This window comes from Geodermatophilus africanus (genome assembly GCF_900107105.1).
GTDB classification, from domain to species: Bacteria; Actinomycetota; Actinomycetes; order Mycobacteriales; family Geodermatophilaceae; genus Geodermatophilus; species Geodermatophilus africanus.
The window spans coordinates 256883-281809 of record NZ_FNOT01000002.1; the positions used below are offsets into that span (position 1 = coordinate 256883).

Consider the following 24927-nt stretch of genomic DNA (forward strand, 5'->3'; position numbering starts at 1 on the left):
CCGCCCAGGTCAGGACGGCGGCTGGCCACCGACCACACCGGCGACCACTGCGGCCGTTGCGTGACCGGTCCGGACGGCGGACGGCACCGACGCCCCGGCCCGCCAGCCGGCCAGCACCCCGGCGACGAAGGCGTCCCCGCAGCCGGTCGTGTCGCGCAGCCGGCCCTCGGGCAGCGGCGCCACCGGCACCTGCCACGCACCCGCCGGGGTGGCCACCCGGGTCGGCCGGGCGCCGGCGTGCACCAGCACCAGCCCGGGCGCCCACGCCGGCAGGTCGCCGTCCAGGCCCAGCACCGTGGCCTCGGCGGCGTTGCAGCAGAGCAGGTCCGGCCGCAGCCCGGCGAGCAGGTCCACGTACGCGGCCGCACCGGAGCGCTCGATGCGGCTCGCCGCAGCGACGTCCACGCTCACCGGCACGCCGGCGTCGCGGGCTGACGTGGCAGCGGCCCGCACCGCGTCGGGGGAGCGCAGCAGGTCGTAGCCGTCCAGGTGGACGACGGCGGCGCCGGCGACCCACGAGACGCGGACGTCCGCCGGCTCCAGCCCGCCCTCCCCGCGGTCGGTGAGCAGCGTGCGCTCGCCGTCCGGGTGCACCAGCACCGTCGACAGCGGCGCCCGGCCGCGGCGCACCACCGCGACCTCGACGCCGCGCCCGGCGAGGCCGGCCAGCAGCCCGTCGGCGAGCGGATCGGCACCCGCCCAGCCCGCGATCCGGGACGGCACACCCAGCCGGGCCAGGTTCGCCGTCACGTTGGCCGGTGCGCCGCCCGCCGTCGTCGTCCGCACGACCCGCTGCTGGCCGCCGGCCACCAGGGGCTCGGACAGCTCGAGCAGCTGGTCGGCCACCAGCTTGCCCACGGCCACCACCCGGCCCCGCCCGGCGGGGCGAGGCCACCGGGCAGCGTCCTCGTCAGCCACGTGCGTCAGGGTGCCCGGCGCAGGAAGAGCCGGGTGATGAGCCCGACGCCGCAGCGCGGACGCTGCGCGAGCCGCGTCGGACCAACGCCCTCAGGTCTTGCGGCCGATCCCGGCCGCGATGCAACGCTGCACGGGGTTCAGGGCGCGCAGCCGGGGGCCGTCGGGCCACCACAGGTCGCAGAGCTCCAGTTGGCCGGGCCGGCCGGGACCCGGCGGGACGATCTCCAGGCCGGGCAGGAACCCGGTGATCTCCGCGCGCGTGCGGAACACCCCCGAGCGCATCGGGCTGTGCAGGAACACCTCCTCCATGCGCCGCGCGAGCGGGCCGAGCTCATCGGTCTCCGGGTCGAAGAAGTGGGCGACCACCACGAAGCTGCCGGTGGGGAGAGCGTCGACGTACTGCCGCATCAGCTCGGCGCCGTCGTCCCCGCCGTAGTGGTGCAGCGTCCCGACCTGGAGCAGTGCCAGCGGCTGGGTGAGGTCGAGGAGGCCGCGGACGGTCTCGTTCCCGAGCACGTCGGCCGGCCGGAAGATGTCCGCCTCCACGACACGACACGAGTCGTCCCCGGCGAGGAGCGCCTCGCTGTGCGCGATGACCGCGGGGTCGTTGTCCACGTAGACCACCCGGGTCGAGGCGTCGATCCGCCGCGCGATCTGGTGGGTGTTCTCCGCGGTGGGCAGTCCCGAGCCGCAGTCGAGGAACTGGCGGATCCCGTCCTGGTCGGCCAGGAAGCGCACAGCCCGGCCCAGGAACCTGCGGTTCGACCAGGCCAGGTCGTCGACCTCGGGCGCCACGGCACGGACCTGGGCGAGCACCTGGCGGTCGATCGGGAAGTTGTCGGTCCCCCCGAGGGCGGCGTCGTAGACGCGGGCGATGCTCGCGCGGGCCGGCTGGTCGTCCGACGGCGCCTGCGGGGCGTTCGCTGAGTCCATGTGCGCCTCGCAGGTGGCTCGTCGTGGCCGGTGGCCGGCTCCGCGTCAGCCTGGCACGTCACCGCGGAGCTGCGGAACCGGTGGGTTCACCCGCGGCCGTGGCTCGAGCCGGGCCAGTGCGGCGGTGAAGCTGTCGTTCCACAGCCCCAGGTGCGGCCACCGCTCGGCGACGTGCGCCGTGGCCTCCGCCGCCGTCATCCCCTCCTCGCGGACCAGCCAGGCGCGCAGCACCAGCCCGGTCCGGGAGGCCCCGCCGTGGCAGTGCACGAGCAGCCGGTGCCCCTCGGCGCGCAGCGCGGCCATGTCGTCGAGGACGTCGGCCAGCACGGTGTCGAGGTCGGTGTTGGAGTCGTCGTCGGCGATGTGGGCCATGCGGTGCAGCCCGTGCGGGAACGGCTCGCCCAGCCGGCACAGCGAGATGACGGCGAAGTCCTGCTCGCTGTACCGGGCGCCGTCGAGATTGCCCGCCCAGATGCCCGGCAGCACCTCTCGCGGCCCGATGCGCGGGATCACCCCGGCGTCGTAGCTCTGCTGCGCCCCGCCGTCGAGCGCGGCCGCCAGCTGCTGCAGGTCGGCCAGGCGCCACACCCGCTCGCCGTGCCCGGGGACGCGCCCGTGGACGACCGACGACCAGCGCATCGGGATGCCGCCCATCCCGTACACCGCCCCGGCCAGCCCGCCGGCGACCGCGGCGACGGTGTCGGTGTCCCCGCCCAGGTCGACCACCAGCCGGAGGACGTCGGCGAACGACGTCCCCTGCCGCAGCGCCCACACCGCCGAGCCGAGCGTCGGCCACACCGCCCCGTTCGGCGCGCCCGGGTGCGGCGTCCAGTCCGGCGCGAGCACCTCGGCGTACCGCGCGCGGTGCTCGCCGGCCACCGACGCCAGCGCCGCGGGGACCGCGTCGAGCGGGTCGCCGCCGTCGAGGGCCACCCGCACCAGCTCGTGCATGACCGCACAGCCCTCGCCGGCCGCCGGGTCGCCGTGGGTGAGCGCCGAGATGCGCCGGGCGGCGTCCATGGTGGCCTCGCGACCGTCGCGGGCGAACCGGACGGCGGCCGGCGTGGTGCGCATCAGCGAGCCGTTGCCGGCCGCCCGCCCGCTGCGGCGGACGTGGTCGGCCGCGGCGGCGTGCCACGGGAGGCCGGAGCCGAGGACGGCGCGGGTCTGCTCGCCGACGTCCGGCGGGTCCGCGGCCGCCCAGCGCAGGAACCGGTCGAACAGGTCGGCCTCGTCCAGCCCGCCGCGCGCCATGAGCGAGGTCGCGACCAGCAGTGCCATCTGCGTGTCGTCGGTGAACTCGCCGGGCTCCCGGTCCAGCGGCCCGCCGCCGCACATCTCGGTGCGCGCGCCCCGGGCGGGGGCGGGGAAGCGGGCGGTGAACTGCCCGGGCGGGCCGAACTCGAACGGTGCACCGAGGGCGTCGCCGACGGCCGAGCCGACCAGGGCGCCGGCGGCCCGGTGCGAGCGGTGCATGCGCGGGCTCACCCGAGCATCCTGCTCCGACTCTCAGGCGCTGATGTCCTCGTGGGTGTTCACCCCGGGGATCCGGCGGACGGACCCCCAGCCGAACCGGGCCCAGACGACCAGCAGCCCCGCGCCGACGAGCGAGCCCAGCGTGTCGCGGAAGAGGTCGCCGTTGGTGTCGTCGTTGTCCTCCGACAGGGCCGTCCCGAACCAGGCGTCGGACCGCCACTCGAACAGCTCCCACAGCGCCCCGATGGCGACGCCCAGCGCTGCCGTCACCACGCCGATGCCCACGTAGTGCTGCAGGTGCGTCTCGTCCCGCGGGTCGGGGACGACGTCGAGCCGGGCCAGGGCGATGTAGACGACCGGGGCCGTGAGCATCGGCAGCGTGAAGTGCACCAGGTCGTCGAAGCGGACGAACTGGTCGTAGAGGCCCAGCGTCTCGCCGAACCCCTGCAGGGCCATGCCGAGGGTCAGCGCCAGGTCGTAGAGCCGCGGCAGGTTCACCAGCCGCGCGACGAGCGTGACGCTCCCCAACGCGGTGAGCAGCGCCGCCGACCCCCACTGCCCGTCGACCGCGTAGACCGCGGCCCCGGCCACGATGATCAGTCGCAGGACGTCGATGCCGTCCCTCACCCACGGGGTCCAGTCACCCAGCAGCAGCGTGCGCCCGTCCACGTCGCCGCCCTACCCGCCTCACGTGGAGGAGTCGCGCGCTCCCGGGGCGGCCACCACGCTGCGTCACCGGCCGGAGCGTCACCCGCGCGACCGGGGGACGACGGCGTCCTTGGCGGGCGCACCGCCGCGTCCCGGTGCTGCACTGTCCCCGGCCGGCGCAGGACGCCGGAGGCACGCAGGACAGGAGCACGCCGTGACCGACCGCGAGCTCGGGCCGACCGCCCCGCGTGGCGCCCGGACGAGCGTGTGCACCAGCCACGCCGCCGGCCACGCCGTCCAGCCCACCCGCGTGCTGTTGAGCGACAGCAGCCCCGACGACGCCTGGACCCCGGTGCTCGTCATGGGCGCGGTCGGGGACGTGGTCACGGTCCGCCTGCGGCGCGGAGCTCCGGCGCTACCGCAACCACGAGTCCGGTCGGCTGCTCGACCTCACGGGCATCACCGGCCCGGACGCGCTGCTCGACGAGCGGTACGGCCTGCTGTTCCTGCGCACGTGGCCGCAGGACGCCGCGTCGGTGTTCTCCCTGCAACCGGCCGACCAGCCACCGCAGCCCTGCCGCTCCGGCTGACCGGCCGGCGAGACCGCCGATCTCGCACGTCTACAGCGTCGTAGCCGTGCGGGATCGGCGATCTCACCGCACGTGAGCTGGTCAGGCGACCCGGCGGGCGCCGGAGAAGCTCGGCATCGAGTCCAGCGACACGACGCTGACCGGCTTGCCGGCGCTCGAGGAGTGCACCATCTGACCGTTGCCGATGTACATGCCGACGTGCGAGACCGGGCTGTAGAAGAACACCAGGTCACCGGGCTGCAGATTGGCCTTCGACACCGGGGTGCCGAACGTCGACTGGGCCTTGGACGTGCGCGGGATCGAGACGCCGGCCGCCTTGTAGGCGAAGCTGGTCAGCCCCGAGCAGTCGAACCGGTCGGGACCGGTCGCGCCGTACAGGTACATGTCGCCGCGCTGGGCCAGCGCGGTGTCGACGGCCTTCTGCGCGACGGCGCTGGACGCGACGGCCGGCGCGGCGGCGACCGAGGCCGACGTAGGAGCGTTCCCCACAGCGGCCGAGGCCGGCAGGGGCGAGAGGGCGATGCCGGCACCGGCGATGGCGGCGACGGCCACCCCGCGGAACGAGCGACGAGCGAAGGACGTGCGGGCAGTCGTCATCGACGACGGTTCTCCTGTTCTCCACGACCGCCTACCGGGTTAGCTGACGGGTTCGGACGGGGGAGTCGCCCGGCGCGACGAGGTCGCGCTTCACCCCAGTGCTGCGGTGGGTCCCCGGCCCGTGCACCGGTCAGCGACCGGTGCACGGTTCGGCGGCGTCCATCGGGTGTCACCAGGTCGGCGACGCGGGCCCTCCGGACGGCCGCCGAGGCTAAGGGGGTCCTTCGGCCCTGTTCAAAACGGAGACCGAGGTTCGGGACGGCACGCCCGACACGCCGGGACACGCCGTGCTGACCACCGCAGACGCGCGCACCACCGACCTCTCGCCTGGGCGAAACCGCAGGTCAGCGCCTCGCCGAGAATTTGACCGCACCCCGGCATGGCCGCACGGAGTGTGGCGGGACGGCGACGCAGGGCCGTCCGGAGCCGGTGGTTGGACGTCCGGCCCAGCGGGCACGACACCGGTCAATCGAACCGAGGAGGAACACCATGGCCGGCATGTTGAGGAAGGCCCTGATGTCGGGGATCGCGGCGAAGGTCATCCAGGAGGCCCGCAAGCCGCAGAACCAGGCCAAGATCAAGGAGTTCATCGCCAAGATCGGCGAGCAGAACAAGAAGCAGGGCGGCGGCCGGGGCTACGGTCGCGGCCCCGTGCGCTGAGCTCGCCGCACTGACGGCACGGCGACCCCCGCTCGCACCGGGCGGGGGCCGCCGTCATGCTCAGGGACCGTGCTGCGCATCGCCGTCCTCGACGACTTCCAGTCCGTCTCCGCCGACTTCGCGGACTGGTCCCGCCTCCCCGAGGAGGCCGAGGTCGTCAGCTTCGCCGACCACCTCGACGACGGGGACGCCGTCGCCGAGCGGCTGGCCGGGTTCGACGTCGTCGTCGCCATGCGCGAGCGCACCCCGTTCCCGCGCAGCCTCCTCGAGCTGCTCCCGCGGCTGCGGCCGGCTGGCAGCGCACCGTCGGCACCGACCTGGCCGGCGCCCGGCTCGGCGTCGTCGGCCTCGGCCGGCTGGGCACCCGTGTCGCCCGCATCGGCCAGGCCTTCGGCATGGACGTCGTCGCGTGGAGCCAGCACCTCACCGACGAGCGGGCCGCGGAGGCCGGCGTCCGCCGCGTCGACCGCGACGAGGTGTTCGCCACCGCCGACGTCGTGACCGTCCACCTGGTGCTCTCCGACCGCACCCGCGGGCTGGTCGGCCGCGACGAGCTCGCCCGCATGCAGCCCGGGGCGATCCTGGTCAACACCTCGCGCGGCCCGGTCGTCGACGAGGCCGCCCTGCTCGAGGCACTGGCCGAGGGGCGCCTCGCCGGCGCCGGCCTCGACGTCTACGACCGCGAGCCGCTGCCGCCCGACTCGCCGCTGCGCACCGCGCCGCGCACCGTGCTCACCCCGCACCTGGGCTACGTCACCCGCGACACCTACCGCGTCTTCTACGGCGACGCGGTCGAGGACGTCGCCGCCTGGCTCCGCGGCGAGCCGGTGCGGGTCCTCACCCCCGCGTGACCCCGCGGCCGGCCGCCCGCCTCGCGGGACCGGACGGTCAGGCCGCGCCGAGCGGCGACCGTGCGGCCGCGGGATCCAGCAGGCCGGCCAGGCCGGTCAGCCGCAGCAGCCGGACGGTGAAGGGCGAGGGGGCCACCAGCCGCAGCGTGCAGCCGCGCTTCTCGGCCAGCGCGGCACCCGCGGCGAGCGCCCGCAGGCCCTCGGCGTCGCAGAAGGTGAGGCCCGAGGCGTCGACGGTCCACGCGCGGTGGTCGGTGAGGCTGAGCGCGTGCAGCGCGTCGGCGAGCCGGTGGGCGACGAGGCGGTCGAGTTCGCCTGCGGCGGTCACGCAGCCGGTCCGCAGGTCGATCGAGAGCAGCAGCGGGCGCTGCGGGTTGCGACGTTCGTGCATGGTGTTCCCCCTTGCGGGGTGCCGGGTCGGCGGCTGGTCCGCCGGACGGTGTGCCCATGGGCGGGCGCGTCCGGGCCAGCTCTTCGACCCGGTTTCCGACGTTAACAGGCCCCGCGCGATCTGGCCGGTGCACGATGGGATGGAGCACCACCGGATCGTGCCGACACGCCGTCCGGCTGCCGTCCGGCCGCCGGACGGCCGGTGACCCGTCCTCGGATGCGAGGAACGCGCCCTGCGCGGGCCCGCCGCGGGCACCTCCGCCGGGATTTCTCCTCCTGCTTCCCGGGGGAAGCAGGAGGAGAGGTCCCGGCAGGGGGTCCCCGTCAGTCGCCCTTGACGTTGACCACCTGGCGCAGCGTGTGCCGGACCTCCACCAGGTCGGCGGCGTCGGCCATGACCCGCTCGATGGGCTTGTACGCGTCGGGGTGCTCGTCGAGGAAGGCGTCCGAGCGGCCCCAGGCGATGCCCGCCATCCGCCGGTCCAGGTCGGCCCGGGTGAACAGCCGCCGGGCGGCGTTGCGCGAGTGGTTGCGCCCGGCCCCGTGCGGCGCCGACGTCAGCGACTCGACGTCGCCCCTGCCGACGACGACGTAGGACGCCGCGCCCATCGAGCCGGGGATGAGCCCCCACTGACCGGCCCGCGCGGAGATCGCGCCCTTGCGGGACAGCCACACCTCGGTGCCGTGGTGCGTCTCCCGCTCGGTGTAGTTGTGGTGGCACTGCACGACCTGCGCCCGGTGCACCTCCTCGCTTACGAAGCGCGACACCTGCTGGGCGAGCCGGTCCATCATCTCCTCGCGGTTGAGCGCCGCGAACCGCTGTGCCCAGCGCAGCGCCTCGAGGTACGCGTCGAACTCCGCCGTCCCCTCCTCCAGGTAGGCCAGGTCGCGGTCGGGCAGGTCCATGCCGCGGCAGCGGTCCTGCGCCACCCGGATGTGCCGGGACGCCAGCCGGTTGCCCACGCCGCGGGAGCCCGAGTGCAGGAACAGCCACACCCGGTCGGCCTCGTCCAGGCAGACCTCGACGAAGTGGTTGCCCGAGCCGAGCGAGCCCAGCTGCAGCGGCCAGTTGGGCGCGACGCCGTCGGCCTGCGCCACGCCCGGCAGGTCGCGCAGCTCCTCGACCCGCGCCGCCGCGGTCTCTCGCAGCTGCTTGTTGTAGCGGCCGGCCGACAGCGGGATCGCCCGCGAAACCTGCTCGTGCAGCCTCACCAGGTCGCGGCCGCGGAGGTCGGCGCCGGTGAACTGGGTGCGCACGGCCATCATCCCGCAGCCGATGTCGACCCCGACCGCCGCCGGGATGATCGCCCGGTCGGTCGGGATCACCGAGCCGACGGTCGCGCCCAGCCCCAGGTGCGCGTCGGGCATCAGCGCCACGTGCGGGTGGATGAACGGCATCGAGGCGGTGCGCTCGGCCTGCGCGCGCGTGGTCGGCTCGAGGATCGACGCCCAGTTGAGGAGGCGGTCGCTGATCTTCTCCATGTCCCTCCCGCTCCGGTGGGTGGCGCGACGGTGGAGCAGGACCGCCCCGCCGTCCGCACCCGGATCACCCGCGCGGAGAGGTCAGTCGTCGTCCTTCTTGTCGCGGCCCCGCCCGCGGTCCTCGTCCTTGTCCTTCTCCTTGCCCTTGTCCCCGTCGTCGGCGGTCGGCGACGGCGCGGCGGTCGTCGGCGGGGGCGGAGGTGGCGGCGGGGGGACGGCGTGCGCGACGGTCACCGTCGTCCCCACCGGGAGGACGCCGGTCGGCTCGAGCGCGATCACCTGCCCGACCGTGAGGTCGGCGCGTTCGACCGCGACCAGCGTGACCGGCAGGTCCAGGCCGGTCAACCAGGCCTGTACCGCGGCCACCTGCTGGCCGACGTGGTCGGCGGGGTCCACCTCGACGAAGGTGCCCGTGGGCCGGGGCGCGACGGGCGTCGTCGGTGCGGACGTCGTCGGGGCGGCCGCGGCCGGTGCAGCGGTGGGCACGTCGCGGCTGCCCAGCACCAGTCCGGTGACGACGAGCGCCGTGGCCACCAGCCCGACGAGCACCGGCACCACCAGCCGGCGCAACCGCCCCCGGTCGTCGTCCTCGTCGTCCCGGTCGTCGAGCGCGGGCAGCACCGGGGGGACGGCGGCGGCCGCGACCGGGCCGACCGGCAGCGTCGCGGTGGCCGGCTGCTGCACGGGGACGACGGGCAGCACGCGGGTCGCGGTCCGCTCGTCGGCCGGCTCCGGCGCGCGGCCCGCGGCGGCGCCGGCGACGGCGGGCACCAGCGCAGCGGCGTCCGGGATGCGTGCGGCCGGGTCGGTGGCGAGCGTGCGCTCCACCAGCTCGCGGACCGGCGCGGGGACGTCGGCCGGCAGCGGTGCGGGCGTCTCCGAGACCCGCCGCATCGCGACCTCGACCGGGTCGGGCCCGTCGAAGGGACGGCGCCCGGTCAGGCACTCGTAGGCGACCGTGCCCCACGAGTACACGTCGACGGCGGGCGTGGCCTTCTGCCCCTGGACGAGCTCGGGCGCGAGGTACTGCGCCGTGCCGACGACGTGGCCGGTGCGGGTGACGGTGGCGTTCGCCGCCGACCAGGCGATGCCGAAGTCGGTCATCTTCACCGTGCCGTCGGGCCGGACCAGCAGGTTGGCCGGCTTCACGTCGCGGTGCACGACCCCGGCCGCGTGCGCGGCGGCCAGCCCGGCGGCGACCTGGCCGAGCAGGTCGAGCGTGCGCTCCGGCGTCAGCCGCCCCTCGCGCGCCAGCACCGCCGACAGCGGCTCGCCGTCCACCAGCTCCATGACCAGGTAGACCAGCCGGTCACCACCGGGGGTGGCGGGCTCGACCTCGCCGTAGTCGTGCAGCACGGCGATGTTCGGGTGGGTGAGCCCGGCCGACAGGCGGGCCTCGGTGCGGAACCGGGTCAGGAAGACCGGGTCGCCGGTGAACTGGCTCCTGAGCACCTTGACCGCGACCTCACGGCCGAGCACGCGGTCCTGCGCGCGCCAGACCTCGCCCATGCCGCCGGTCGCGATGAGCGACCGCAGCTCGTAGCGGTCCTGGAGGACCTCCCCCGTCGCCGCCATGCTCAGACGGGGTCGACCAGGCGCAGCGGCGGGTGGGCCGACAGGCGCTTCTCCAGCGTGACCCGGTGCCGCCCGTCGGGCTCGTGCCGGAAGTCCAGCCGGTCGACCAGCGCCTGCATGAGCAGCAGGCCGCGGCCCTCGTCCAGCGGCGAGCGCTCGTCCCGCGTGGCCGGCTCGGCGGGGTCGAAGCCGTCCCCGCTGTCGACCACGCTGATCCGGCACAGCCGGTCGTCGATGGCCACCGCGACCTCGTACTCGGCGTGGTCCCCGGTGTGCTGGACGACGTTGGCGCAGGCCTCGGTGAGCGCCAGCGCGACCTCGTCGACCACCGCGTCCTCGACGTGCAGGTGCACGAGGGCCTGCCGGCACAGCCCCCGGATGAACGGGACGCTGCCGCTGTCCACCGGGAGGTGGACGGTGAAGGCGATGTCCACGCCGGGTTCCCCCCTCCCGCCCGCAGGCATCTAGGCTGCTCAGGTTGCGCGTCGTGGATGGGAGGATCGATCGGTGCAGTTCGACGTCGAACGGACCACGGTCCTCGGGCGGCCGGCGCTGACAGTACGCGGCGAGCTGGACCTGGCGACCGCCCCGCGCCTCGTGGCGGCCGTCGAGTCACTGCTGTCCCAGCAGCCGCAGTCCCTGGTCGTCGACCTGATCGACACGACGTTCCTCGACAGCTCCGGCGCCCGGGAGCTGGTGCGCGTCGCCCGCCGCGCCGCTGCCGCCGGCGTCGCCCTCGAGGTCGTCTGTCCGCGCGCCAACCGGCCGGTGCGGCTGGTGGTCGACCTGCTCGAACTGCGGGCGGTCGTGCCCATCGTCGAGTCGCCCAGCCTGACCGAGAACGAGGTCGGTCCGTAGGGTCGCCGGGCGATGACGCCGATCGAGCACGCCGCGCCCGACGACAGCCGCGGGAGCACCGCAGTGAGGGACGAGCGAGGAGCGGACCGCGGCGCGGAGTCGAGCCAGGGGGCAGAGCCGGAGGTGCCCGGGGTGGACGACGGCGCCCTGCAGCGCTGCGCCGACGAGCCGATCGCCGTGCCCGGCGCCATCCAGCCGCACGGCGCGCTGCTGGCCGTCACCGAGGCCGACCTCGCCGTCGTCATGGCCTCGGCCAACGCCGCCGACGTCCTGGGCGTGGCCCCGGCGTCCCTCGCCGACGTGCTCGCCCCGGCGGACCTCGACCGGCTGCGCGCCGGCCTGGCCGAGGACCTGACCGAGATCAACCCGCTGCGGGTGACCGTCGCCGGTGCCGAGGTCGACCTCGTCGTCCACCGCGCCGACGGCCTGCTGGTCACCGAGTGGGAGCCGCTCGCCGGGGCCGAGCGGGCCGACCCGGTCTGGCACGCCCGGCTGGCGCTGGTGCTGCAGCGGCTGTCGGCCGGCGGCACCCTCGACGAGCTCACCGCCTCGCTGGCCCGCGAGGTGCGGGCGCTCTCCGGCTTCGACCGGGTGATGGTCTACCGCTTCGACCCCGAGTGGAACGGCGAGGTGGTGGCCGAGGACCGGCGCACGGACCTCGAGCCCTTCCTCGGCCTGCGCTACCCGGCCGGCGACATCCCCGCCCAGGCGCGCGCGCTCTACGCGACCAACTGGCTGCGGCTGATCCCCGACGCGACCTATCGGCGGGTGCCGCTCGAGCCGGTGGCGAACCCGCGCACGGGACGCCCGCTGGACCTCTCCGGCGCGATGCTGCGCAGCGTCTCGCCGGTGCACCTGGAGTACCTGGCCAACATGGGCGTGGTCGCCTCGATGTCGGTGTCGCTGCTCGACCGCGGCCGGCTGTGGGGGCTCATCGCCTGCCACTCCTACCGCTTCCCGCGCCGCCCTTCCTACGCCGACCGGGTGGCCGCGGAGTTTCTCGGCCGCACCGCCTCGCTGCTGCTGCACACGACCGTGGAGACCGGCGAGCAGGGCCGCGTCGTCGCGGTGGCGCAGCGGCAGGCCGAGCTGGTCGCCGCGCTCGGCCGCACCCCGCGGACCCCGGCGCAGGCCCTCACCCGGGGGACGCCGACCGTGCTGGACCTGCTGCCCGCCGCGGGCGCCGCCGTCCGCCTCGACGGCCGGCTGCAGCTGCTCGGCAGCACCCCGCCGGCCGAGCGCGTGCCCGGCCTGGTCGCCGCGCTGCTGGCGCAGGGGCGTCCGGCCACCGACGCGCTCGGCAGCGTCGTGCCCGAGGCGGCGGACGTCGCCGGCACCGCCAGCGGCCTGCTCGCGGTCGAGGTGGGCGGCGGGCGCGGGGACTTCCTCGCCTGGTTCCGGCCGGAGACCCCGCGCGAGGTCACCTGGGGCGGCAACCCGCACACGGCCGAGACCGTGCAGACCGAGGCGGGGCCGCGGCTGTCGCCGCGCCGCTCGTTCGCCGCGTGGCGGGAGACGGTGCGGGGGACGGCGTTGCCGTGGCGCGCGCACGAGGTCGAGGCCGCCCGGGCGCTGGCCGCGCACCTGACCGAGTCGGCGCTGCTGCGGGCCGGGGAGGACGACCGCCTGGCCGTGGCGCTGCAGCGCACGCTGCTGCTCGACGACCTGCCGGAGGTGCCCGGGGTCGCGCTGGCCGCTCGCTACCGGCCCAGCGCCGCGGACGTCGTCGGCGGCGACTGGTACGACGTGGTGCCGCTGCCCAGCGGCCGGCTCGCCATCGTGCTGGGTGACGTGGCGGGGCACGGCCTGGCCGCCGCCTCGGTCACGGCACAGCTGCGGCACGCGCTGCGGGCCCACCTGCTGCGCGACCGCGGCCCGGCCGCCGCACTGCAGGGGCTGGGCGAGGTGATCGCCGCGCTGCTGCCCGGGGAGCTGGCCACCGCGGTCGTGGCCGAGCTGGACCCGGGGACCGGGGAGGTCGCCGTCGCCAACGCCGGCCACCTGCCGGTGCTGCACGCCGCGGCCGACGGGGTGCGGCTGCTCTCCGAGGGGCGCGGCCCGGCGCTGGGGCTGCTGGACGAGGTCGACTACGCCGAGACCCGGCTCCTGCTGGCCGGGCCGGACCGGCTGCTGCTCTACAGCGACGGGCTGGTGGAGCGCCGCGACGTGCCGCTGCCCGACCGGCTGGACGCGCTGTGCGCCGCCGTCGCGGCCGGCGGCGCCCCCGAGGCGCTGCTGGACGACGTGCTGGCCGCCCTCGACCCGCCGGACACCGACGACGTCACCCTGGTCGGCCTCGCCCGAACGTGAGCCGCGCGCACCTCCCGGGCCGCGGTCACCGCTGATCGGGTCCGCCCGGGGCCGACGTCCCTCCGGCGACCTCAGCCGCTGCTTCGCATGGGAAGCAGCGGGAGAGGTCGGGCGGAGAGGTGTCCCCGTCGGAGTCGACGGCCGACGGTGTCCCCCCACGCGACCTCTCCCGCTCCCCGCGTCGTGGGCAGGGGGAGAGGTCGCGCGGGGAAGGTGCCGCGGCGAGCCGGCCGCGCCTACCGGGTGCGGCCGTCGGCGTCCGCGCGGCCGGGGACCGGCGGCTGGCGACGCACGCCGGCGTCGAACCGCTGCGTGCGGTCGGCGGCGTCGTCGTCGGCCGCCGCCGCGTGCCGCCCGGCGGTGGGGAGCGTGAACTCGGCGGTCTCGTCCAGCAGGTGCTTGGCCACGATGAGCGTCCTTCCGTGCGTGGTCCCTACCGAGGCTAGGAGCCGGACCGGGCACGCCTGGGACGCGACGGGGCGGCTGTGACGGGTGGGACCGCTGGGTCGGCAGAGGTCGCACAGTCCGCCCGTCCGGGGGTTCAGCCGTCGCCGCGGCGGAGACGGCGGCGGGGCGACGCACCTTCGCCACCCCGGCCCCCGGCGAAGGACCGCGCCAGCTCCGGCGGCCAGCCGTCGTCCACCAGCAGCAGCTCCAGCCGCCGGCCGAGCACCCGGTCCACGTCGCCGGCGGGCAGCTCGGAGCCGAACACCACCTCGCGCAGCGCCCACCCGCGGCCGGCGCCCGCCCCGGTGGCGACCGCGGCGGCCAACTCCTCGACCCCGGCCACGTCCATGCGCAGTGCGGCCCACCGCAGCGCCGGGGGCAGCGACGGGACCGGGACGACGTCGCCGAGCCGTGACAGCCAGCCCGGGTCGGCGACCAGCAGGTGCCCCAGCAGCTCGCCGTGCGCCGCCGTCCACCCGCCCGACGAGCGCCACTGCGCGACCAGCGCGTCGCCCACGACCGCGCGGCGGGTGGCCAGCAGCGCCAGCTCCCAGGTCTGAGGGGTGAGCCCGAGCAGCGGCAGGTCGACGCCGAGGCCGAGCGCCTGCTCGACCAGCAGGCCGGCCGCGCGGTCGAGGCGGGTGATCCGCCGCCCGCGCCGCACCTCCCCGGCCAGCGCCGCGCACAGGTCGGCCTGGCCGATCCCGGCGACCTCGACGGCGAGCTCGGCCGGGCCGGGGCCGCCGTCGAGGACCTCGTCCAGCAGCCCGGCCAGCACCCGGTCGCGCACCAGCCCGGCGACCGCCGGCCACCGGTCGACCGCCGCCCGCAGCGCCGCCTCGACGGCCGGGCTGTCCGCAGCGGTGTCCAGGGCGGCGGCCGCGTTGCCCCCGCGCGCCAGCCAGCGCGGTGCGGCCGACGACTCCAGCACGCCGGCCAGCTGCCCGGCCGACAGCCCGGCGGCGTCCTGCTCGGCCCAGCTGTCGGCGAACAGCCAGACGTCGAGACGGCGCACGTCGGCCAGCTCGTCGGGCGCGAGCTCGCCCTTGCTGGCCGCCTCGAGCAGCGTGCGGGCGCGCTCGGTGTCGCGCGTCGCGGCCGACGTCCGCGCGGGCGCGTCGGTGAGCCGCACGGCGACCGGCGCGGTGTCGCCGTCGTCCTCCCGGGCGCCGGTGTGCAGCGAGACGCCCGCGGTCAGCGCCCGTGGCAGGACGGCGAACAGCACCTCGGCCACCTCGCGCCCCGACGCCGTCCGCACCGGCAGCGCGCAGCAGCCCGAGCCCGCGGCGAGCGTGGCCAGCAGCCCGGCCAGTGGCGGGGTGAGCGCGTCGACCTCGTCGGGGGGGAGCGCCGGCGCGACCCGGTCGGCGAGGGTCACCCGCAGCGGCGGCAGGGCGGCGGTGGGGGCGGCGTCCTCCGGTAGCGCGTCGAGGAACTGCCCGGCCCGGCGCAGCGCGAGCAGCTCGCGCACGCCGAGGCGGCCGCTCCCGTCCCACAGCAGGTGCACCAGGTAGTTGCCCGGCCGGCCGAAGCCGTCGGCGCGCGCGGCCACCGCCCGGTAGAGCACCCGGCCCGCGCCGCGGGAGAGCACGCCGTGGGCCTCGCCCTCCTCCGGCCGGGAGCCGACCAGCGCGCCGAGCGCCTTGCGGGTGCGGCCCACCTCGGCCGGCCAGTCGGCCGAGTGCGCGTAGACGCCGAACCCCGGCCCCTCCAGCGTGCGGCTGGCCGAGGTGTAGAGCGCCTGCGGGCAGGCCCGGCCGCTCACCGCACCCACTCGCCGCGCAGGCCGGCGCCGTACTCCTCGGGGTCGAGCCCCTCCGCGGAGAGGAAGCCCGAGCGGGCCAGCAGCACCAGCAGCGGGTCGAGCACGCCGACCGGCGCGATCCGCGGATAGCCACCGTCGCGGGCGTCGGCGCCGGTGGCCGAGACCGCGTGCACGGTCGGCCGGGGCAGCCGGTGCAGCACCGTCGTCAGCAGGTTCGACCCGCCGCTGACCTCGAGGAAGTCGACCAGCCGGGAACTGTTGGCCCGCACGTCGGCGAACCAGTGCGCCAGCGGCATCGCCCGCAGGTCGGGGTCGCGCAGCGTCCCGGCCGGGAAGTCCGGCACGCCGCGCAGCTTGTCGGCCTTGCTCAGCACGACGGCGGTCGCCACGTCGGGCACGTGCGCGTCCGGCGGCAGGTTGCGGGCGGCGCGCAGCACGTTGGCCAGGTTGACCACCATCTGCGTGTGCCGCGCCAGGCCCATCGAGGCCTCGCCCGGGTCGGCCACCGAGCGCAGCCGTGGGAAGACGCCGGGGGAGAGGACGACGAGCAGCGACGTCGCCGCGTACAGGAACCTGCCGTACAGGCCCATGTCCTCGCTGCGGTACAGCTGCTCCCCGGAGGCGTCGAAGAACACCAGGTTGACCGCGCGCTCGGCGCCGTTCCGGCCGGTGCCGCGCAGGACGAGCACGAACGGCTCGGGCGAGCTGCCCTCGCCCAGCAGCGGCAGGGTCAGCGGCAGCTGCTGGTGCTGCACCAGCAGCCGGTAGCGGTGGTCGTCGAAGCGGGCGGCGCTGTCCTCGTCCATCTCCACGGAGACGCCGAGCGGGGCCAGCGCGCCCTCGTGCAGCAGGTCGATGAGGACGGTCAGGTAGGTGCTCTTCGACGCGCCGGTCAGCCCGACCAGGCCCACCACGATGGTCGGCCGGTCGAGGTACTCCGGCGGCAGCCGGTGCCCCCGCGGGCAGGTCGGCACCACGGTGGCCGCGGCCGCGCCGGCCGCCTCCCGGGCGGTGGGCGCCGGTTGCGGGTCGGTGCGCAGTGGGTCGAGCAGCCGGTGCCAGCGGGTGCGGCGCTCGACCGGTGGCCGGGTGGGCGCGCCGGTGGCGTCGCGCCACACGGGCGCGGTCAGGGGCTCCAGGCAGCGGAGGCAGACGCGGCGGCGCATCTCAGCGGACGAACAGCGCGAAGAAGACGACGGTGCTCACGGCGAGGACGGCCAGCAGCACCCGCTGCCGCTCGCGGAACCGCTGGCGGCGCGCGTCGAGCCGCTGCTGGGCCAGCGCGCGCTCGTACATCCCGGACACGGTGTCCCTCCTCGGGGGTCGGGTCCCTTGGGGACCAGGGTCAGAAGACGACGTGGTAGAGGACGGCGAGCAGCAGCCCGGCCACGACGCCCAGCAGCACCATCGCGGCCGCGGCCACCGCGAAGCCGGTCCAGGTGTCGGCGACCGCCCGTTCCAGCCGGGCCAGCTCGTAGCGCGCCGCCTCGGTGACCGCGCCGAGCGAGCGCAGGTCGCGCACCGTCGTGCGCGGGTCGGGGATCTGCGAGGTCTCGCCCAGCCAGCGGGTGCGCTGCTCCACCTGGCGGGCGAGCTGGGCCACGGTCGGCCGGCGCTCGGGGGTGAACCGCAGCGCCTTCTCCACGCTCTCGAGCAGGTTGGCCGGCACCCCGGTCAGGTCCAGCCGGCCGGCCCGCAGCGCCAGGTAGTAGTCGGAGTCCGGCATCGTGTCGTCGGGGTCGACCGGGTGCACCGCGCCGGCCGCGTAGGCGATCACCATGCCCCAGCTGTAGACGTCGCTGGCCTCGGTGAGCACCGCGCCCGCCAGCTGCTCGGGACTGGCGAACAGCTTCGTGCCGAGAGCCGCCATCCCGGTGGTCGCGGTCCCCGAGGGCGGCTCGGGGCCGATGTACCGGCTGATGCCGAAGTCGACCAGCCACACGTCCTCGCCGGAGATGATGATGTTGCCCGGCTTCACGTCCCGGTGGACGACGCCCGCGGCGTGCACGTCGCGCAGCGCGCGCAGCAGCCCGATGGCGATGCGGCGCAGTTCCTCGGCGTTCAGCCCGCCGGAGCGGTGGGCCATGAACTCGTCCAGCGGCGTCCCGGAGACGTACTGCTGCACGTAGTAGGGGGCCCCCGCGTCGAGGTCCTGGTCGACGATGCTGGCGACCCGGGAGCTCTTCACCCGGGCGGCGTTCTCCACCTCCCGGGCCAGCCGCTTGCGGGCCAGCTCCGGCGCCCCCTCGGGCAGCCGCTTGATCACGACCAGCGCGCCGTCCGGCCCGGCCGACCCGACGAAGACGTCGGCGCCCTGGCCGCCGCGCGGCAGCCGGCACAGCAGGTCGTAGGGGCCGATGCGGTCCGGGTCGCCGGGCTCGAGCAGGCCGATCTGGCGGGTGCCGGCCAGGTCGGCGACCGTTCCGGCGGGGTCGAGCGCCTCGTCCACGCGGTACGGCCTCCCATCGACGGCGGTGGGGCCGAGGCTAGGTCCTCCACCTGGGAGTCAGGTGTGAGTCGGCCGCCCGGTCCGTCCGGCCCCGCCAGGGTCCCCGCACCCGGTGCCCGGGACATCCGGGACGTCCCCCATTCCGCCCCTGAGACGTGGAAAGTGGAGCGAGATGCATGCATTCTGCAGTCGACGCAGCTAACATGATGCTCATGGCCGTCTCCGTCACCATCCGGAACGTCCCCGAGGGCACCCGGGACGTGCTCGCGGCGCGTGCCGCCCGCGCGGGCCAGTCACTCCAGGAGTACGTGCGGGGACAGTTGACCGCGCTCGCGGAGCGACCTGACCCCGACGAGCTGTGGGATCGGGTGGCCGAACGGACACGCGCCACCGGCACCCGGTTGCCGGCCGACGCGATCCTCGAGGCACGCGACGCCGACCGTCGGTGACCCTGGTCGTCGACGCGTCCGTCGTGGTCGCCGCCCTGGTCGACGCGGGGAGCGACGGCGGATGGGCGCGGGCGCTGCTCCGGGGGGAGGACCTCACCGCCCCTCCGCACATGCAGATCGAGGCGTCGAACGTCCTGCGCCGGGCAGCGCTCGGTGGCCGGCTCGGCGCTGACGTCGCAACGCTCGCGCACCTGGACCTGACGCGGCTGAGCGTCCGGTCGTTCCGCTTCGAGCCGCTGGCGACCCGGATCTGGGAGCTGCACCCGGCGGTGACGGCCTACGACGCCGCCTCCGTGGCCCTGGCCGAGGAGCTCGCCGTCCCGCTGGCGACGCTGGACCGGCGCCTGGCCCGGGCCAGCGGCCCCACCTGCACCTTCCTCCTGCCGGAGTGAGAGAGGGCACCACGCCTCGCGAGGCACGGCGCCGGAGCCCGAGGGGCCGGTCAGGGCGCGGTGAGGGCGCCGGACTCCTGCCGCACCAGCCGGCCGATGTCGAGCGCGCGGGTCAGCGCGGCCTGCAGCAGCAGGGCCAGCGACGGCGTCCGGCGGCGGTAGCCGAACACCTCGGCGGTGCGCACGAACAGCTCGTCCTCGGCCAGCTCGCCGGCCGCCCGGCACAGCGCGGCCATGGCGTTGCCGACCTCCGCGGGCGCTACGTGCTCCAGGGGCCGGTCGGCGCTGGCCGCCTGCCGGCGGAAACCGGTCCAGCCGGCGCGGTCCAGCGTCTCGGGCCAGGCGAACTCGCCATCGAGGACGCCGTCGGGCAGCAGCTGCAGCAGCGCGTCGCGGCGGGCCTCGCTGACCCGGGACAGCCCGAAGGCGCCCGCGGCCGCCCGTACCAGCCGGTCGCGGTGCACCGGGCCCTCCGCCTTGAGACCGGCGGTCAGCACCCGCCGCACGGTGCGCGCGGCCCGCGGGTCGTCCAGGGAGTCCAGGGCCTTGCGCTCCAGGCCGCCCCGCGGCGTCCAGGGGGAGAACGCCGTCTCGCCGTCCAGCAGCGGGGCGGCGGTCTTCCGCGTCGCCCGGCGCGCCGGCCGGGCCGGGCTCTCGACCTCCTCGGCCGGCGCCGACCCGGCCACCTCCGCGGGCTCGGGGGACAGCACGGTCTCCACGACCGCCGGCGGGGCGGCGCGCAGCGGCACGATCACGCGCACCTCGGACGCGGGCGGCTCCGCGGGCGCGGGCACCGGCGGGACGGCGGCCTCCTCCGTGGAGAAGGCCGGACCCTCGACGGGCGGGGCCAGGACGGGAGCGGCGACCGGCACCGACCCGACCGCGGCGCCCGCCACCGCCCCGACCGCGGCGACCAGCCGGTCGAGCACCGCCTCGCGGTCGCGCAGCCACGTCGGCAGCCAGACCCGCTCGACGGCGGGCCAGCCGAGCATCCCCGACAGCACCTCGACCGGCAGGCCGTCGCGGTCGCCGACGGTGCGCCGCCGGGCCCACGCCGGGCCGTCGAGCAGCACGGCCACCACCGGCTCCTCCGGCGTCCCGGCCCGCGCCACCGACAGGTCGACGCGGAAGTCCGAGAGGCCGACGTCGGTGCGCACGCTCAGGCCCCGGTCGCGCAGCGCCGCGGCGATCTCCTCGCGATGCCGGTCCGGGACGGCGACCGGCCGGGCGTCGCGCGGCAGCGCGTCGGTGCCCAGCGCGGCCAGGTCGAGGTAGGCGCGCAGGTGCTTCACCCCGACCGACGAGGTCTGCTCGGCACGCAGCTGCGCGGGGTCGAACGAGGACAGGACGACGACCTGCCGGCGGGCGCGGGTGACCGCCACGTTGAGCCGCCGCTCGCCGCCGACCCGGTTGAGCGGGCCGAAGTTCAGCGGTAGCACGCCGCGGTCGTCGACGCTGAAGCCGGTCGAGAACAGGACGACGTCGCGCTCGTCGCCCTGGACGTTCTCCAGGTTCTTGACGAACAACCCCTCGCCGTCGGTGCGGTCCAGCGCCTCGACCAGCCGCTCATCGCCGGCGTCGCGCAGCAGGCCCTCGATGTAGGCCCGCTGCTGGGCGTTGAAGGTGACCACGCCGATCGAGGGCAGGCGGTCGGGCGAGGCGTCGAAGCGGCGGCGCACCTCCGCGACGACCGCCTTGGCCTCCATCGGGTTGGTGCGCAGCAGCCGGCCGGCGCCGGTGCGGTGGAAGGTGCCGTTGACCCGGACCAGCGAGATGCCGCGGCCGTCGACGTCCGCCGAGGGCCGGCCGTGGGTCGGCGCGGGGAACGACGAGAGCCGGTTGTCGTAGTAGGTGGCGTTGCTGAACGCGATGAGCGACTCGTCCTGGCTGCGGTAGTGCCAGGACAGCCACTGCCGCGGCACCCGGGCCTGCACGCACTCGGAGAGGATCGACTCCTCGTCCTCGACCGAGGTGCCCAGCAGCTCGACCGCGTCGTCCTCGGCGACGCCGTAGGTCGGCTCGGCGAACGACGTCGGGGGCATCTGCCGGCTGTCGCCGACGACCACGGCCGCCGTCGCCCGGCCCAGCGCGCCGACCGCGTCGGCCACCCGGATCTGCGAGGCCTCGTCGAAGACCACCAGGTCGAACAGGCCGGCCTCGGCGGGGAAGAACCGCGCCACGGAGTCCGGGCTGACCAGCACGCACGGCGTCACGGTGATGACCAGCCGGCCGTGGCGGGCGAGCAGCGCCCGCACGCCCGGCCCACGGCGGGCCTTGGCCAGCTCCCGCCGCAGCGCGCCGACCTCGCCGTCGTCGCCGGCGGCGTCGTGCGGCCGGGCGGCGAGCACCGCGGTGGGCAACGCCGAGCGCAGCTGCGCGCGCACCGCCCGCGAGGCCGCGGTGAACCGGGTGATGGCCCGCTCGTGCGCGTCGGCGTCGAAGTCGTCGAGGCCGGTGGCGTCGCGGCGCTCGGCGACCGAGGCCCGCGCCAGCCCGCGCTCGAAGGCCCGGACGGCGTCCTCGGCGGGCAGCTCGCCGGTGACCAGCAGCGCCCGGGCCTCGTGCAGCCCGGCGGCGCGCAGCGGCTCGAGGGTGTCGACCAGGTCGGCCCAGCGGCGCAGCGACATCAGCCCGGTGTGCTCGACGCCGCGCTCGGGCCGGGTCATCTGCCAGCGCAGCACCAGGCCGTCGTCCCCGGCCCACTCGGCCAGCCGGCGTGGGTTGCTGCGGCACACCCGCAGCAGCGCGGTGACGGTGTTCCGCAGCCGGGCGACGGTGGCGGCGACGGCCGGGTCGGGACCCTCGCCCTGGACGACCCAGCGGCGCAGCGCGACGGCGAAGTCGCTGGCGCTGTCGGTGGCCCGGCCGGCCCGGTCCAGCCACTCGACCTGGCCGACCAGCAGCTCGGGCTCGGCCAGCGGGTTCCAGCCGGGCGGCACGGCCAGGCCGGGGATCACCGAGGCGCGGGCGACGATGCCCTGCGCGGCGGTCTGCAGCCGCCACAGCCGGGCGGTGAGCTCCGGGACGTCGCCGAGCGAGACCTTCACGCCCGGCCGCAGCACCGGCTGCAGCCGCTCGCGGACCGCGCGCAGCCCCGCCCGGCGGGCCATGAACCGGCCGGCCTGCGCGGTCTGCGCGGCGACGTAGAGGTCGGCCAGCGGCAGCTCGAGCGCGGCCGGGGTGGCCAGCTCCATCCCGGGGTGGACGGCGCCGCTGAACGCGGCGACCTCGCCCAGCACGGTCGTCGTCGCCACGTTCCAGCGCTCGGTCGGCACCTCGTCGAGGACGTCGAGCGTGGTCGTGGGGCCGCCGAGCAGGTGGGCCAGCGCGTCGAGGTCCGCGGGCGTGCGGACCTCGCGCAGCACCCGGGCCAGGTGCGGCTCGCTGGGCAGGTCGCGGACGGCCCGGTCGACGGCGGCCGCGGCCTGCTGCGCGGCGAGCAGGTCGACCTGCGCGGTGTCCACGAACGCCCAGGCGTGCCGCGGGGAGGGGCGCACCAGGTCGGCGATGTCGGGCAGCAGCGCCAGCGCGCAGCGCACCGCGGTGAGCGTCTCGGCCGACGCGGCGGCGACGAAGGCGGGCGACACCGGCAGGGTGGGGACGCCGTCGCGCCGGGCCAGCGTCGCGGTCCGGGCGGTGTAGTAGGACAGCCCGGCGGAGTTCTCCTCGTGCAGCCGCTCGGCGTAGCGGGCCAGGGTGCGGCGGGCCGAGCGCAGGTCCTCGTCGGCGGCGGCCGCCCCCTCGGTCGGCGCGCCCGCGCCGTCGGCGGCGACCGCGTGCTCCAGCGCGGCCTGCACCTGGGCGCGCACCTCGGCGGGCTTGGCGCCCTTGTCGTGCAGGTCCAGGACGAACGGCCCCATGCCGACGGCCTCGAGCCGCCGCGCGACGACGTCCAGCGCGGCGCGCTTCTCCGCGACGAAGAGCACCCGCTTGCCGTCGGCGACGGCGCGGGCGAGCAGGTTGGTGATCGTCTGCGACTTGCCGGTGCCGGGCGGGCCCTCGAGCACGAAGGTGCGGCCGGCGGCGGCCTCGGCGACCGCGCGCAGCTGCGAGGCGTCCGCGGGCGCCGGGCAGGCGGCGGCCAGCTCGTCGAGGTCCGTGGCGCCCGCGGTGTCGGGGACCGGGTCGGGGAAGGCCTCCGTGGGCCGGTGCACGAGGTGGTGCACGAGCGGGTTGGCGGTGAGGTCGGCCCAGTGCTCGTCGAGGTCCTTCCACAGCCGGTACTTGGCGAACTGGAGGACGGCGAGGTCGGCGGTGGCCTCGACGCGGTGCGGGAGACCGGCGTCGGCCAGCGCCTGGCGCACCGCCTGCAGCGCCCGGTCGACGCCGGTGCCGGCGCCGTCCTCGCCGGGCTCGGTCAGCCCGGGGACGACGAGGCCGTGCACCTGCCGCAGCTTCTCCAGCAGGCAGAGGTTCGGGGTGCTCGACCCGGTGTCGTCGAGGGCGAGCCGGTAGACGCCGTTGCGGCTGGTCGGGGCCAGGGTGACCGGCACCAGGACCAGCGGGGAGCGCAGCGGCCGGCCGTCGAGCTCCCACACCAGGCTGCCCAGGGCCAGGTAGAGGTTGTTGGCGCCGGTCTCCTCGCGCACCGTCTTGGCCTTGTAGGCGAGGTTGCGCAGCCGCGGCAGGTAGCCGCCCTCGCTGACCTCGGCGTGCACGGCGCGGCGCTCGGTGAGCACCTCGGCCAGCTGGGCCTCGGGCAGGTCGCGGGCCGTGGCCAGGCCGCGCTCGCGGTGCACGGCGGCGATCCGGTCGCTGGGCAGCAGCTGGACCGCGGTGCCGCCGTGCAGCAGCTCCTCGAGGCGGGCCAGCTGCGCCGCGGGCACGGTCAGGGGCAGGCCGGCCCGCTCGGTGTAGTTGATCAGCCGGTTGCGCAGCGAGAGGTCCAGCAGGCTGTTCTTCCACTGCTGCACGCGGGCCGGAACCTCGGGGCCGGGCTGGCCGGCCCGTGCACCCGGCGTCCGCTCGACCGGCCGGGCCGCCACGCTGTGCACCGCCGGCCGGTACTCGACGACCTGCACCGCGCCGTCCCGGCCGCGGGTGCGCGCCGGCAGCGGCACGATGCCGTCGCGCCGGGCGCGGTGGACGTCGGTGACGCCGAGGACCCGGTCGAGGTCGCCGGCGCCGGCCAGCCAGGCGCTGTAGGCGGGGGCGTGCAGGTCGGCGCCGGCCGTGCCACGGCTGGTGAGGAGCGTGGTCTCGACCAGCCGGATCAGGCCCAGGTCGACGAGGTTCACCAGCGGCGCGACGTCGGTGGTGGCCACGCTCTCGGCGCTGCGCTCCTCGCGCCAGTAGCCGAGGAAGGAGTGCCCCTCGGCGACCCACAGCAACGGCCGGATGCCGGCCTGCTCGAGTGCCGCGGCCAGCGTGACGACGGTGTCCAGGCAGGTGCCGACCCGGCCGTCGAGGACGTCGCCGGGGGTGCGCACCTTCTGCCCGACGTCGGCCCAGCCGGCCGGGGGCTCGGTGTAGCGGACGGCGCGGCGCTGCACGGCCTCGGCGAGCGCGGCGACGATCTCGTCGACCCGCTCCGGGCCGGACTGGTAGCCCTGGACCGACCCGCTGCCGGTGCGCTGCTCGAGCAGGTCGGCGGCCTCGCCGATCAGCGTGGTCACCGACGGGTGATTGGGCAGCACGTGCGCGGCCAGCATCTCCAGCGCCAGCGGCACCGGCGCGGCCAGCCACTGGTTGGCGGCCAGCACCTGCACCGGGACGGCGGTGCCGCCGACGTCCTCGCCGTCCACGAGCAGGTCGACCTCGATGGAGCCGGGCCGCTGCTCCTCGATCTGCAGCATCGCGGCGGGGTCCATGACCAGGCCGACGTCGCTGAGCACGGTGGTCTGTCCGGCGTCGAGGTCGACGAGCAGCTCGACCGGCTCGCCGATCGGGCCCTCGGCGTCGCGCACCCCGAGCCGCACGGTCGCCCCCTGCACCGCGCCGCCGTGGTTGGTGAACGCCAGCCGCGAGACGACCGGCACGCGGTTGTGCGCGAGCGCGTAGCTGAGCACCGGCGTCGAGGTCGCCTGGATCGCGACGGCCGGCCGGGTGCTGGAGGCAGGGGGCCGGACGTGCGTGGTGCTCATGGCGTCCTGTCTACCGGTCCGGACGGAACGGTCCCCTCAGGCCGCCGAGGCGTC

At 76.4% G+C, this 24927-nt stretch carries 21 protein-coding genes and 1 riboswitch; of the genes, 6 read left to right on the forward strand and 15 right to left on the reverse strand.

Annotation, left to right across the window (positions count from 1 at the left end):
* Positions 1–9: 9 nt before the first annotated feature.
* The 5 genes from BLW63_RS03875 to BLW63_RS03895 form a co-directional block, all read right to left on the reverse strand.
* Positions 10–918 (reverse strand): carbohydrate kinase family protein, encoded by a 909-nt coding sequence (locus BLW63_RS03875; RefSeq protein ID WP_170856630.1) that lies wholly within the window; start codon positions 916–918, stop codon positions 10–12.
* A 90-nt stretch (positions 919–1008) separates the two neighbouring features.
* The gene (locus BLW63_RS03880) at positions 1009–1851 is read right to left on the reverse strand and encodes an SAM-dependent methyltransferase (RefSeq protein WP_091151681.1); all 843 of its coding nucleotides are present in this window, start codon (positions 1849–1851) and stop codon (positions 1009–1011) included.
* A gap of 45 nt (positions 1852–1896) precedes the next feature.
* Positions 1897–3339 carry an ADP-ribosylglycohydrolase family protein gene (locus tag BLW63_RS03885; protein ID WP_091151683.1) on the reverse strand — a complete coding sequence of 481 codons (1443 nt, stop codon included), beginning with the start codon at positions 3337–3339 and terminating at the stop codon, positions 1897–1899.
* 21 nt (positions 3340–3360) lie between these two features.
* Positions 3361–3996: a DUF2238 domain-containing protein gene (locus tag BLW63_RS03890; protein WP_091151685.1), complete on the reverse strand. Its 636-nt coding sequence runs from the start codon at positions 3994–3996 to the stop codon at positions 3361–3363.
* Positions 3997–4646: 650 nt separating this feature from the next.
* Positions 4647–5162: a C40 family peptidase gene (locus tag BLW63_RS03895; RefSeq protein WP_091151687.1), complete on the reverse strand. Its 516-nt coding sequence runs from the start codon at positions 5160–5162 to the stop codon at positions 4647–4649.
* A gap of 12 nt (positions 5163–5174) precedes the next feature.
* Positions 5175–5308: riboswitch (cyclic di-AMP (ydaO/yuaA leader) on the reverse strand.
* 352 nt (positions 5309–5660) lie between these two features.
* Here BLW63_RS03895 and BLW63_RS26625 point away from each other — a divergent pair.
* Both BLW63_RS26625 and BLW63_RS03900 read left to right on the forward strand, forming a co-directional pair.
* The gene (locus BLW63_RS26625; RefSeq protein WP_170856607.1) at positions 5661–5822 is read left to right on the forward strand and encodes a hypothetical protein; all 162 of its coding nucleotides are present in this window, start codon (positions 5661–5663) and stop codon (positions 5820–5822) included.
* Between the two features lie 56 nt (positions 5823–5878).
* Positions 5879–6673 carry an NAD(P)-dependent oxidoreductase gene (locus BLW63_RS03900; protein ID WP_244522339.1) on the forward strand — a complete coding sequence of 265 codons (795 nt, stop codon included), beginning with the start codon at positions 5879–5881 and terminating at the stop codon, positions 6671–6673.
* Positions 6674–6710: 37 nt separating this feature from the next.
* Here the strand turns inward: BLW63_RS03900 and BLW63_RS03905 are convergent, their stop codons facing one another.
* The 4 genes from BLW63_RS03905 to BLW63_RS03920 form a co-directional block, all read right to left on the reverse strand.
* Complete coding sequence (locus tag BLW63_RS03905) at positions 6711–7064, reverse strand: STAS domain-containing protein (protein WP_091151689.1); 354 nt, start codon at positions 7062–7064, stop codon at positions 6711–6713.
* Positions 7065–7387: 323 nt separating this feature from the next.
* Positions 7388–8545 (reverse strand): RtcB family protein, encoded by a 1158-nt coding sequence (locus tag BLW63_RS03910; RefSeq protein ID WP_091151691.1) that lies wholly within the window; start codon positions 8543–8545, stop codon positions 7388–7390.
* 81 nt (positions 8546–8626) lie between these two features.
* Positions 8627–10120, reverse strand: a complete 1494-nt coding sequence (locus BLW63_RS03915) for a serine/threonine-protein kinase (protein ID WP_091151692.1) — start codon at positions 10118–10120, stop codon at positions 8627–8629.
* Positions 10121–10122: 2 nt separating this feature from the next.
* Entirely contained in the window at positions 10123–10554 is a 432-nt protein-coding gene (locus BLW63_RS03920) for an ATP-binding protein (protein ID WP_170856631.1), read from the reverse strand.
* A gap of 73 nt (positions 10555–10627) precedes the next feature.
* Here BLW63_RS03920 and BLW63_RS03925 point away from each other — a divergent pair, with 73 nt between their 5' ends.
* Together BLW63_RS03925 and BLW63_RS03930 are read left to right on the forward strand one after the other, a co-directional pair.
* On the forward strand, positions 10628–10978 hold the full coding sequence (locus BLW63_RS03925) for an STAS domain-containing protein (protein WP_091151697.1): 351 nt from the start codon (positions 10628–10630) through the stop codon (positions 10976–10978).
* 12 nt (positions 10979–10990) lie between these two features.
* Positions 10991–13288 (forward strand): SpoIIE family protein phosphatase, encoded by a 2298-nt coding sequence (locus BLW63_RS03930; RefSeq protein WP_091151699.1) that lies wholly within the window; start codon positions 10991–10993, stop codon positions 13286–13288.
* 236 nt (positions 13289–13524) lie between these two features.
* Here the strand turns inward: BLW63_RS03930 and BLW63_RS26630 are convergent, their stop codons facing one another.
* The 5 genes from BLW63_RS26630 to BLW63_RS03945 all read right to left on the reverse strand — a co-directional run bounded on the left by BLW63_RS26630 (position 13525) and on the right by BLW63_RS03945 (position 17949).
* The gene (locus BLW63_RS26630) at positions 13525–13695 is read right to left on the reverse strand and encodes a hypothetical protein (RefSeq protein ID WP_170856632.1); all 171 of its coding nucleotides are present in this window, start codon (positions 13693–13695) and stop codon (positions 13525–13527) included.
* Between the two features lie 134 nt (positions 13696–13829).
* The gene (locus BLW63_RS26635; protein ID WP_170856633.1) at positions 13830–15500 is read right to left on the reverse strand and encodes a GAP1-N2 domain-containing protein; all 1671 of its coding nucleotides are present in this window, start codon (positions 15498–15500) and stop codon (positions 13830–13832) included.
* On the reverse strand, positions 15497–16666 hold the full coding sequence (locus BLW63_RS03940; protein WP_091151703.1) for a TRAFAC clade GTPase domain-containing protein: 1170 nt from the start codon (positions 16664–16666) through the stop codon (positions 15497–15499). Before BLW63_RS03940 ends, BLW63_RS26635 begins: the two co-directional genes overlap by 4 nt.
* 1 nt (position 16667) lies before the next feature.
* Positions 16668–16805 (reverse strand): hypothetical protein, encoded by a 138-nt coding sequence (locus BLW63_RS26640; RefSeq protein WP_170856634.1) that lies wholly within the window; start codon positions 16803–16805, stop codon positions 16668–16670.
* Positions 16806–16845: 40 nt separating this feature from the next.
* On the reverse strand, positions 16846–17949 hold the full coding sequence (locus BLW63_RS03945) for a serine/threonine-protein kinase (protein WP_091151705.1): 1104 nt from the start codon (positions 17947–17949) through the stop codon (positions 16846–16848).
* 212 nt (positions 17950–18161) lie between these two features.
* Between BLW63_RS03945 and BLW63_RS03950 the strand changes: the two genes are divergently transcribed.
* Both BLW63_RS03950 and BLW63_RS03955 read left to right on the forward strand, forming a co-directional pair.
* Complete coding sequence (locus tag BLW63_RS03950) at positions 18162–18398, forward strand: FitA-like ribbon-helix-helix domain-containing protein (protein ID WP_091152231.1); 237 nt, start codon at positions 18162–18164, stop codon at positions 18396–18398.
* On the forward strand, positions 18395–18790 hold the full coding sequence (locus tag BLW63_RS03955) for a type II toxin-antitoxin system VapC family toxin (protein ID WP_091151707.1): 396 nt from the start codon (positions 18395–18397) through the stop codon (positions 18788–18790). Before BLW63_RS03950 ends, BLW63_RS03955 begins: the two co-directional genes overlap by 4 nt.
* Positions 18791–18840: 50 nt before the next feature.
* On the opposite strand, the gene BLW63_RS03960 is transcribed toward BLW63_RS03955, so the two are convergent.
* Positions 18841–24873 (reverse strand): DUF4011 domain-containing protein, encoded by a 6033-nt coding sequence (locus tag BLW63_RS03960; RefSeq protein WP_091151710.1) that lies wholly within the window; start codon positions 24871–24873, stop codon positions 18841–18843.
* Positions 24874–24927: the final 54 nt, after the last annotated feature.